The sequence below is a fragment of the Sellimonas sp. genome, from assembly GCF_047234585.1.
Classification (GTDB): Bacteria; Bacillota; Clostridia; order Lachnospirales; family Lachnospiraceae; genus Sellimonas; species Sellimonas caecigallum.
The window spans coordinates 1-2,233 of sequence record NZ_JBKSWG010000055.1 but is presented as its reverse complement, the minus strand read 5'-3'; the positions used below and the strand labels follow the sequence as shown (position 1 = coordinate 2,233).

Genomic DNA, 2,233 nt, shown 5'->3' with positions numbered 1-2,233 from the left:
CCTCCAGATAAACAGTTTTATTATTTCAACTGTCTACCTAAAGGGGAGCATATCAGAAGGCATGCCCTTTTTTGTAATCTTATCCTTGACATTTTTCGCAGGAAGGACTATAGTATCGCTATAAAGAACTACTAAAGAGGAGGAAGTGGGGAATGAACATGGAAAGTTTTACAGAACACATTATGAAATTTGATCTTACAAGGCAGGAAGCGGTTATCTATGAATGCCTTCTGAAAAACGGGAAGCAGACGGGATATGAGACGGCTAAGATGACAGGAATTTCCAGATCCAATGTATACGGGGCTCTTTCGGCACTGGTGGATAAAGGTGCTGCGCAGTATGAGGAAGAGCCGGGAGCGCGGAAATATATGGCGGTGGATCCTCAGGAGTTTTGCGAGAACCGGATCGAGCAGCTGAAAATGGAAGAGGACTGGATTTTGCTTCACGCTCCGGAAAGGAAAGAAGAGGAAGACGGATATATTACGATCACAGGAAAAGAACAGATTCTCGGCAAGGCAAGAAAGCTGCTTCAAGACACTGAGGAGAGAGTGTATGTGTCCGGAAACGCAGAGTTTTTGAAAGAAATCCTTCCGGCAGTCAAAGAAACAGCAGAAGAAGGCAAAAAAGTAGTTCTCATTACAGACTGTATGGAAATCGATCATCCAGGGAAAGTATACCATACAAAAGATCGGAAATCTCAGATTGGAATGATTGTGGATTCCAGGTATGTGCTGAGCGGGGAATTCGGGGAAGATACACAGAATACATGTGTCTATTCGGGACAGCGCAATTTTGCAGAACTGTTCAAAGAGGCGATGGCAAATGAGATAAAACTGATCAGATTAACAGAAGGAGAACAGTAAGATGGAAAAGAAAACATTTGTAACAAAAGAAAAGCTTGACGAGATCATAAAAGAATTTCCGACCCCGTTTCATCTTTACGACGAGAAAGGAATTAGAGAAAATGCGAAAGCGCTGAAGGAAGCATTTTCCTGGAATAAAGGATTTAAAGAATACTTTGCGGTAAAAGCCACGCCGAACCCGTTTCTCATCCAGATTCTGAGAGAATTTGGTTGTGGATGCGACTGTTCTTCCTTTACAGAACTTATGCTTTCAGACGCTATGGGAGTCAAAGGAGAAGATATCATGTTTTCTTCCAATGCCACCCCGGCAAGAGAGTATGAGTTGGCAGACAAGCTGGGTGCAATCATCAATCTGGACGATATTACTCATATTGATTTTCTGGAGGAGACGATTGGGCATATCCCGGAGACCATCAGCTGTCGATATAATCCAGGTGGACTTTTCAAGATCAGTAACGATATCATGGACAATCCAGGGGATGCCAAATATGGTATGACGACAGAACAGATTTTTGAGGCCTTTAAAATCCTGAAAGAAAAAGGGGCCAAAGAATTCGGCATCCATGCATTTCTTGCAAGCAATACGGTAACAAATGATTATTATCCGATGTTGGCCAAAGTACTTTTTGAGGTGGCGGTAAAACTTCAAAAAGAGACGGGCGCGCATATTAAATTCATCAATCTCTCCGGTGGGATCGGTATTCCTTATCGCCCGGAACAAAAGGCTAATGATATAAAAATCATCGGAGAGGGCGTGCGAAAAGTATACGAAGAAGTCCTTGTCCCGGCAGGGATGGGAGATGTGGCAATCTACACGGAACTCGGGCGCTTTATGATGGGACCATACGGATGCCTTGTCACAACTGCGATTCATGAAAAGCATACGCACAAAGAATATATCGGCCTGGACGCATGCGCGGTCAACCTTATGCGCCCTGCCATGTACGGGGCGTATCACCACATTACGGTAATGGGAAAAGAGAACGAGCCTTGTGACCATAAATACGACATCACAGGCTCTCTTTGTGAGAACAATGATAAATTTGCCATTGACCGGATGCTCCCGAAAATTGATATAGGGGACACCATCGTGATCCATGACACCGGAGCACATGGATTTTCTATGGGATATAACTATAATGGAAAGCTGAAATCGGCAGAAATCCTGTTGAAAGAAGATGGAACAGCACAGCTGATCCGGCGCGCGGAGACACCGGCAGACTACTTTGCCACTTTTGACTGTTTTGATATCGGGAGACAGCTGATAGAGGAATCCCATAAAATTTGGAAATAGTTCTTGCAAATTAAAAAACAGTGTGATATAATCCCATCTTTGACAGTTGAAAAGAAAAATGAGTGCCACAATCCAT

General features: G+C 43.6%; 2 protein-coding genes. Both read left to right on the top strand.

Going from position 1 to position 2,233, the window contains the following annotated elements; translation table 11 throughout:
• Positions 1-152: 152 nt before the first annotated feature.
• Positions 153-863, top strand: a complete 711-nt coding sequence (locus ACLROL_RS12140; RefSeq protein ID WP_413067944.1) for a TrmB family transcriptional regulator — start codon at positions 153-155, stop codon at positions 861-863.
• Between the two features lies 1 nt (position 864).
• Positions 865-2,157: a diaminopimelate decarboxylase gene (locus tag ACLROL_RS12135; protein WP_087201441.1), complete on the top strand. Its 1,293-nt coding sequence runs from the start codon at positions 865-867 to the stop codon at positions 2,155-2,157.
• Positions 2,158-2,233 lie beyond the last annotated feature (76 nt).

Bases quoted from the DNA above. Each gene is read 5' to 3' on its own strand.
- ACLROL_RS12140 (WP_413067944.1), top strand. From the start codon at position 153: ATGAACATGGAAAGTTTTACAGAACACATTATGAAATTTGATCTTACA.
- ACLROL_RS12135 (WP_087201441.1), top strand. From the start codon at position 865: ATGGAAAAGAAAACATTTGTAACAAAAGAAAAGCTTGACGAGATCATA.